Genomic DNA, 8,851 nt, shown 5'->3' with positions numbered 1-8,851 from the left:
TCATTAGTCCCTTTATTTTAGATGAGTTTTCTGTCTTGGTCTTTTTGTAAACTTCTTGGGGTATTTTCTGGTGAAACTTTATTGATGGCCTGCGCCATTTACTAGCGGGTTATTAGCACTGTCTACAGCAGTGTCATACAAAACCTGATTTACATCTTCTAATATAATTTTTTCATTCTTTTTGCATTCAAGTGCACAAAAAATCTCATCTTGCCAAGCTCGGAGCATATTACGTTTTGCTTTTTTTGCTTGAGTATCGTTAAAAGCAAAGAATGAATCATAATTCTTAATCTCATCTTGAAAAATTTCGTGAATTGAATTCAAAAACTCTTTCTTCGTAACATTTTTTTTATTAAATAGAGATACTATTTTGATAATAAGAAACTCGATTTCATTAGCAGAAAATGCGGGAGTTTCTTCATCTAATGAGTATTCTAAAAACATACTGTTAAATAACTTTATTTTTTCTGCCGTAAGCATATTAATCTCCAATTGGGTTATCCAATATACACATTGTATAATTTGCATATTAAGTGGCTATGACTCCCCATGTCGCCTTTGCGACAGATATATCGTTTGTATATTCCGGAGAGGATATTAAGAGGGCGGCTAGGAAGCGATTAAACAATATTTTTGTCCGTTGGGGGTTCTTAATTGGGGAGTTTCCAGCTTGAGAAGTTTTGTTTTAGTCAAATTATGCTGTACGAAATTGAATTTTATCCAAAGTAATTTCTGAGTTGTTTGGCTGATGTTTCTATTCTAATTCAGCGTCTATTCAAATATTTATCTCGTGGCCTAAATTAGAGTTTGTATTATTTTGCTTAGTGATTCTCCAATCTAAAGGAAGATTTATATTGATTGATTCGTAAGCATTTTGTCGCAATTTCGTCATTCTCATTAATTATGTGATCAGAATGGTTGTTTAAAATTGATTCAACTGACACTTAATCATTGGGAGATAAATTATGTTTTTTAAAAGTGAAAAAAAATTAACAGCACCATTCAAGGTTATTTTAGCGAAATACGATACGAATCCAGTAAATTGTAATATCGCTTCATCCTATGACGATGAACTTCATACGCCTAATGTATTAACTAAATATTTACATCAAGAAATCAAATTTCTTCAATCTATTTTAGAAGCGAATAAAGGGATGCTTACCAAAGAAAGTCCATGCTATAAAGAGGTTGTAGACTCCCTAAGATTCGCTGAGTATGATTTAGAAAGAGTCAGTAACAATTGTAATGTAATTAAATCAAAACTAAAAAAAGATAAAAAAAATGAAAATTTAAATTCTGAGTTAAAGGCATCTAAAAAAGCTTTAGAGAAGTGCAAGAGTCGTTTTTATAGAATGGAAGCATGTAACAACCTTCTTAATTCCATAAAAGAGGGAGAATTGGATAAAACCATATGTAAGACATTAAAAACAAACATTACATATATAAAAAATATAATTAATGAAATAAATTATTTAACAAAAAAGGCGGATGTAATATATCAAAAATATCGGGAATTCTGGGGTGAAAACAATGAAGACTTTGAAAAAAAATTAGCATCTTCAAAGCATTTTATTGAGAAAAAAGATTTAGAAAAATTTGATAAAATTGTTATAGCACTTGAAACTTTGTTTCATACATTGCCAAAACAATATCAATTTTTGGATGAGTTTTTAGAAAATTGTGAAAAAATTTCCGCCCGAATGCATCCTCACTAATACTATGAATATGAATAAATTATAAATAATTGAAAGCAAATTTAAATCAATTTGAATTTGCTTTTTACCTTTTAAATCAAGAAAAACCAAGCTGTTAAGTGATCTTGATTCCAATGTGAGATTTCAATGAGCTAGCAAAGCCTTGACCTATCCCCCAAAAATAAGACCATGACATTGATGAGATTTCCATTAAAATTGCAAGATTCGAGACCTCAAAATGAAAAAACGTTATACAGAAGAACAAATTATCAAAGCCATTAAACCATGATAAGCCGGGACAAAAGTTGATGATATTTGCCGAGATTACCCTCCTCATGCACTTTTTACAATTGCGAAGCAAATATACAGGTCTTGAAGTAAATGAGGCTAAACGGCTACGAGAGCTTAAGTCTTAGAATATAAACTGAAGAGATTATTAGCTGATAAGCTTCTGGAATTAGATGCGATGAATGATGTACTATAAAAAAGGTGGTAAAGTCAGCTGAAAGAAAGCCTATTGTCAACCCCTTATAGGATACTCTAAGTTCAGTGGTGGCCGTAAGCTGGCAGGGTTGAGCAGAACTATATATCGATATCAACCTAAGTCACGAACAGACAATTCACTCAGAGCACGGCTCAGGGAGTTAGCGGTGGAGTATTCTTCCTACGGTTATTTGCTTCTGCATAGGTTGCTTAAAGCGGAGGGTTTGCTAGTACGAACAAAGAAACGAAAAAAGTTCCCCCGGCCTAAGCAACCAATGGAATTGCCTGCCCCGAATCAACGTTTGTCAGTGGATTTCGTATCTGACCAGCTAAGTAATGGTAGATGATTTCGTGTGCTAAATGTTGTGGATGATTATTCTTGTGGGATGCTTGGGCAGTTGGTTTCTACTTCAATCAGTGGACAGCAAGTTGCACGCTTTCTAGATCAATTTATAAGGAGCGCAGCAAACCAAGTAAGGTCATTTGTGATATTGGCACTGAATTTACGAGCAAGGCAATGTTCTTCTGGAGCAAATAAACCAATGTAGTCATTGGTTTATTCAGCCTGGAAAACCAATGCAGAACGCTTTTGTGGAAAGCCTGAATGGTAAATTCAGGAATGAATGCCTAAACCTACACTGATTTCGAACACTAAGTTAAGCAAAATATGAGATGCTCTATGACTTGAGCATTACAATCATGTTCGGCCTCATAGCTCACTAAATTATATGCCACCCGTTGAATACGCTAGACGGGTAGCATAAGCTAATCAATCTCATCAAAGATGTAGTCTCATTTGGGGGAAAGGTCTGTGTTTAATCGGCATGTTGCTAATTTATATAACGCACTAAAAAGTTATAAGCTTTATCAAAATGCACTCAAATCCATTTATAACCCTGCAGGATGCTTCTAAGGAAATAAAAGAGCCATCCTCATTACAGGGTTTATCTATTTGGAATACAAAAAAAGAGGAAGGGGGGAAGAATCAAGCAAGTGTTCAGCACAATAAGAGTGCTTTAGAACCGAAGTAATATCGGATTACACCTGAAGTAGCGTGTATGACATAAAGAAGCGAAGAAACTTGCAAGAAGGTTAAGCTGGGCTCAACCCACATTTGCAAGTACAAGAAGAGAACAAAGGAACACAATCAAAATGCATCGTAAACGATTTTTAAGATAAATTTTTGATAACTTCCCCAGTATACCTAAGTTTTATGTTCGATATTTCATTTTCTATAGTTAGATTAACTTTATAGATTGCATCATTAATTGCTTCGGTCATCAGCGTACATGTTTTTGTTTTATTATCCAATTCTGTATAGGTGGGATCTAAGGAAAGCTCTATAATTTGATGTTTCCCATCCACCTTCGCTTTGGCAAGTCCATCACCAGAAACTCCTTCAACAACCAATGACTCTAATTCCTCCAATTTTGCGGCAATTTCTGCTTCCATTTGGATTCCTTTAGTTCTAATTATTTTCAGAGTACCTGCACCAAGGCTTTTCAAAATATTTTCATCTACTGTAAACATCTTTGCGGCTTTCATTCTTCTACCTCCTATGCGGCATTTTAATGGGTGTATTTTATAATTTAGGTCCATCTGGAGTTTTGGATGAAGGTGGCTTTACTAGTCCATAGGGTTCTAATATTTGGGGTACTTGAGTCGTCCACTGTTCTAATACCGGGGCATTATTGGTAATACCTACGGCATGATTATCGAATACTCGTTGTGACATTACGGAAACAATTGCTTCCAAGTCTTCTTTTTTCGCTTCTGCATTGATACTTCGTCCATCGATTACCCTGACGAGTTCTCCACTGGCATAGGTCGAGGCTGAATAACAATTAGAGCGAACAAGATTACACGATTGTTCATCGCAAATCGCTTTATTCGTTCTATCTATGATCTCTTTTATTTCTTGTCCCCTCAAAACCACAATTTTTGAATTAGCAACATCCTCTTTATTAATTCTTCTTAATGCGATGGCTGAGTGATAAAAAGGAGATTTTTGGGTGATGTCTGCAAAGCCCTGTTTACGAGCAAAACCAACTTCAAATAGGTCATCATCCTTGATTGTATCTAAGTCATCACTGAGCATTTTTTCTGGTTGAACACGTACCTTTGGCGCTTTTTCTCTTTTTGAGAACATCTCTACCACAAAATCACTGCCTGAAAATAAATCAAAGTGTTTCTCGTTATCTAACTGAGTTCCCAATGACTTAAAAATTATAGAGCTCGAATGTATTTTCTTTTGAAGATGGTGTTTGGGTGTTTTATTAGTATCTCGTACGTAACCTGGACTTTGTCTGCCAAATATGAGCCAATTTTTTTGATCCGCGTCTACGATAGTCTGAGGTTCTTCAGGTGTCATTTGCAGCTCTGCCATTTTATCCTGTAGTTGTTTATATTTGTATGCATCGTATGCAAGAAGGAGGGCGCCAGCCCCTGCTGCACCTATTAATTTGCCAGAATGTCGACTGATTAAGGGTATTTTGGTAAACATTATTTTCTCCTGATATTTAAAATTGAAACTATCAGGTTAAATATTAACCACATAGAATTAAATTGATATTACTCCTTATGTCTTATTTGCGACATGTCCAATTTTTAATTTAATGAGGTTTGTGATTAAAATTTTTTTATGATGCCTCTATTAAACAGTGATACGGTAAATGCGATAGATATTGCACATGTGTGACTCATGTAGGGTATAATTTATGATCAATTTAAAGTATTGTGGGGGAGATATGTTAACTTTAGAGAATAGTGTTCATAAAAATAACAAATGGCGGGAAATCAGGCTTGTTACTGATTAAATTTAAAAGACAGGATTAAACAGGGGCAACTTGGCTGAGTTGTAGATAGCTGGTTTTCAAGCAAGGAAGCACAATGAGGAATCTGCGATTAATAATTCAATAATCATATAGCCACTGTTTTTTCTCCAGGATTTTTGTTGTTTTTCGAAAATGGTGCTGAGTTTATCTTTATTTTGTAATAATCTTTTTATAAATCATCATAAATCATTTTCCTTTTCATTGTTAAAAACAGTCCAGATGTTGGCTTGTTGGTGTTTTTAATAGCATCTTTTGCAATAATGTATTCTCTCTCTAATTGGGAGGACAAGTGGATTCATGTATGAATAATTCCACAAATAATTTTTTGGATTGAGAAGTTGTTTTCTGCTATTGGTTTTACTGTAGTTTACAGCATCTTAAATTTTTCATTTTCGTGAATAATCGTATAAACAGCATCCAAAAACATAACAGTATAGTGCTACAATCATCTTTATCTAAAGAAGACTTTTCTAGGCCGATAAAATCAGGATCTAAATTAAATTGGTTTAAAACAAGGGCGATGATTATTCGATAAAAAAATAATCAATTATTATAAATAATAAGCTTCATTATTTACATTTCTGTGAAATACCAAAAGCAGTTTTGTACAGTGCTAACAACAAATCGCCACTATGATCAGCGACCTCTTCATCGACAAAACGCGAACTATTTAAGCCAATGATCACAGCTTTTTTAGTACAAGGATGGTAAATATAAAGGACTCTAAATCCCATAGTATCACCTTCGTAGTACCAATATGTTCCTAAATGTATATCATAACCCTGCACCACACCAAGTCCAAAACCTCTTGGATCTTTTGAGTTTACGTGAGAGATTGAATGTCCGGTTTTCATCGAAATGAGCGATTTCAACTCCGTTTGCTGCTGTTTAGGTAAAAAATCAGAGGAAAATAAAGCCTTTACCCAACGTGCCACATCCGATGTAGTAGCCACAATGGCGCCCGCAGGTCCTGCCATGGATAAATTTACATCGGTTACATTTTGACCATGCCTTAGCTTTCCTGATGTTTTACCATAATAGTAACTATCGGGCATTTCCTCTAAGAACTCATGTGTAAAAGAATCTGTAAAATAATAAGTCTGTTTTAAATGGAGCGGTTGTAGAATTTTTTCCTGCAATTGATGTTGAAAAGAATCGTGAGTTATTTTTTCTATGATGACACCGAGAATTAAATAATTGGTATCTGAGTAATTATAACCTGAAGTGGGATGTTTATATTTATACGCTAAATCAATCAATTCTTTACTCGTCCATTTCTTTTTTGGAGCATTTGTAAGGGACTCAGCAAGCGCTGGAATGGTAGCGTAACCTGGAATGGTACTTGTCATGTTAAGTAGTTGTTTTATAGTTATGTCTTTCCAATCTAAATATTCTGGAAACCAATCTCCAACTGTTTGATTAATATTTAATTTGCCCTCGGACTCTAATTTTAAGATTAATGCGGCTGTAAAAGATTTGGTTATGCTGCCTATTTGAAAATATGACCTATTAGTTAAGGGATTTCTTTTTTCTTTACTATTAAAACCACGAGCAGTCGATTTTAGCTGGGAACCATCTACAAAAGTAGCCTCAATACCTGTGAGCAACTCTTGTTTTTTGTAGTTTTCAATGTATCTATCTATTACCTGGTTTATAGAGTTAATTTGAAATTTCTCACTCGCAAATAGAGGCATAGATAGAACAATTAATCCAATAAAATTCAATATTTTTTTGTTATTCATATTTAATCCTTTAACAAATAGTTACATTACCTTCATTGAGACGAACTAGCTGCAGGAAAAATTAAAATTTTTTGAGGAAACATTTTCCATCCAATAAGGCACGCTACATTTGCTTCTCAGTAGCATCAGTTCAGCAACCACTGTCTGATTATTGGTGGTAGTTAGTAGGTAATCAATAAACCGGTAACTACCGAATACTTCAGGTAACTCGGCCATAGCCTCTTTTAATTTTCCCAGATTACCCACTTTTAATTCGTAAACAAAAGAGTACAAATCTAAAGTATAGGACGGATGTTCTTTTTTTATACTCAATAGTGCAAAAAAATCAATCATATAAGCACCATAAAAATTGAACTCCATTGTATCAGACATATTCTTGCCTATTTGTTGTAATGTTTCTACTAACTCCTCTTCACTCATTTTGTCTAACTCAGTGTATATTGCCTGTTTATAATAGGAGTTTTCAGAGAAATCCAAACACATTAATCGATCAATAAATCTAAAAAAATTAAGTGTTAAAATTTGATGCATATCTTTAAAATTATCGGCTATGAGAAGAGCCTTTGTTACCTGAGATAAAGCATATTTTTCTTTGCTACTGGGGTCACATAACACCAGTGAGGAAGATTCATATGGTTGTCCTTTATAGGTTGTTGTATGTGAAAAATGTAGATCGAGAATACCAATTTTAACAGTCCTTAGCCTATCTGGATCGAAGCCTAAATCCCTTTGCTTATAAAAAACACATGGATTATTTTCTGCCATTTTTCTAATATCAAATTGAAGTTCAATACCATGCTTTGCTAGCGGATCAATTTCATTGGCACCTAGGCAAATAACATTCGCGTCACCTTCTTCAATGTCACAGGGTAATAACGCTGCTGGCTTGAAAGGAATATAAAGTTCTAGCATGTTGCGTCGTCCATAAAGGCCATTATTAAATATAGATTCCAGTGCAGATGCAGCTGTTAAATGCCGTACCGTAGAAAAGAGTTCAATTTTTTTTGACGCGTCCATAATTCGTTTGGAAAGCTTTTCTTCGCATCTGGGGTGATATGGTTTATTCGCATCTATCAATATTTTTTTAGCAAACAACTCACCATCCTCTGAGTGTATTGATTTGTTTGAGATTTGCCATAGATTTTTATATCGTTCAGGTAAGCGTTTTAAATTTTCTTTTTCTCTTATTCCTGTTCTAATTCTTCGTTGTAATTTAACAATTGCACTTTCAGCATAAGATATTTCATTGTTATTCGACCCTAATAGGTTCAGTATGGCTTTCGTTGAGTCTTGCTCCTTTTTTAAGATTATTTCTGGGATATCTTGTCCTTCAAATACTGTTGCTCTTGGAGTGGGTAAATATTTTAAAAATAAATCGCTCAGATTCTCATCACCTAATGAGTAGAGTCTCCTCATAAACTGTGCATTGGCAATATAGCGGGGTAACAATGAAGTTCCTCGAGTTTTTGCTTGTGGGTTAATTATTTCAAGACATTTTTTTAGTGCTTCTTCAATCCGGCTCAAGTTTTCTTGTATCGAACCGCTGGCACTTTTCTGGCAAATATATTCTTCTATACTTGACCATAACATAAAATAGTTTTGCTCATCATTGGAGGCTTTTTCTTCAAAATAATCTTTCAAAGCAGAATGATTTCTAAAATCAGAACTTGAGATGCCGAAAGGCTCTTCATGGATTAGCTTTCGCAATACAGCCTTGTTGTCACGTTGTTCATCATAATCTAAGTCATCTGACTTTTCGAGGTTTTCGATTACTTTCTCTTCTATTGGTCTCATAGTATTCTCTTTTGCTAATTTTCAATTGTGCTCAAGTGATATTTGCATAAGAATTAAGATGGTTAAGATATCTAAAATCCCCATTGAGGTCTAAATTGATGGGCTAAACAGATTTGCTGCATAGATTGCTTAAACATGTAAAAGTTCCTTTTTGACGCATATTATTTAGCAGATTAAATTGTTGCCCTGTCAAAACTCAAATGGATGCAAACACATTCATGATAGTTAACTGAACTTAAGAGATCCTGATGGCTTATGTCGACTTTACGACAAATAATTTTAGAACTCTAATCTTGCCCTGATT

The 8,851-nt window shown here is 34.3% G+C and carries 6 protein-coding genes and 1 pseudogene; 2 read left to right on the top strand and 5 right to left on the bottom strand.

Going from position 1 to position 8,851, the window contains the following annotated elements; all coding sequences use genetic code 11:
- Positions 1-78: 78 nt before the first annotated feature.
- The gene (locus ACWTEW_RS38600; protein WP_454783279.1) at positions 79-480 is read right to left on the bottom strand and encodes a hypothetical protein; all 402 of its coding nucleotides are present in this window, start codon (positions 478-480) and stop codon (positions 79-81) included.
- A gap of 485 nt (positions 481-965) precedes the next feature.
- Here ACWTEW_RS38600 and ACWTEW_RS38595 point away from each other — a divergent pair, with 485 nt between their 5' ends.
- Positions 966-1,715, top strand: a complete 750-nt coding sequence (locus ACWTEW_RS38595; protein ID WP_454783278.1) for a hypothetical protein — start codon at positions 966-968, stop codon at positions 1,713-1,715.
- 217 nt (positions 1,716-1,932) lie between these two features.
- A pseudogene (locus ACWTEW_RS38590) lies at positions 1,933-2,941 on the top strand (IS3 family transposase).
- Positions 2,942-3,347: 406 nt separating this feature from the next.
- On the opposite strand, the gene ACWTEW_RS38585 reads toward ACWTEW_RS38590, so the two are convergent.
- The 4 genes from ACWTEW_RS38585 to ACWTEW_RS38570 form a co-directional block, all read right to left on the bottom strand.
- Positions 3,348-3,722: a YbaB/EbfC family nucleoid-associated protein gene (locus ACWTEW_RS38585; protein WP_454783277.1), complete on the bottom strand. Its 375-nt coding sequence runs from the start codon at positions 3,720-3,722 to the stop codon at positions 3,348-3,350.
- 37 nt (positions 3,723-3,759) lie between these two features.
- Positions 3,760-4,680, bottom strand: coding sequence for a hypothetical protein (locus tag ACWTEW_RS38580; protein ID WP_454783276.1), 921 nt, complete (start codon positions 4,678-4,680; stop codon positions 3,760-3,762).
- Positions 4,681-5,580: 900 nt separating this feature from the next.
- Positions 5,581-6,753: a serine hydrolase domain-containing protein gene (locus ACWTEW_RS38575; RefSeq protein ID WP_454783275.1), complete on the bottom strand. Its 1,173-nt coding sequence runs from the start codon at positions 6,751-6,753 to the stop codon at positions 5,581-5,583.
- Positions 6,754-6,798: 45 nt separating this feature from the next.
- Positions 6,799-8,547 carry a hypothetical protein gene (locus ACWTEW_RS38570; RefSeq protein ID WP_454783274.1) on the bottom strand — a complete coding sequence of 583 codons (1,749 nt, stop codon included), beginning with the start codon at positions 8,545-8,547 and terminating at the stop codon, positions 6,799-6,801.
- Positions 8,548-8,851 lie beyond the last annotated feature (304 nt).

It is taken from the genome of Legionella stuttgartensis, from assembly GCF_977063405.2.
The sequence above is the reverse complement of the archived record's forward strand: the minus strand, read 5'-3'. Positions and strand labels throughout refer to the sequence as shown.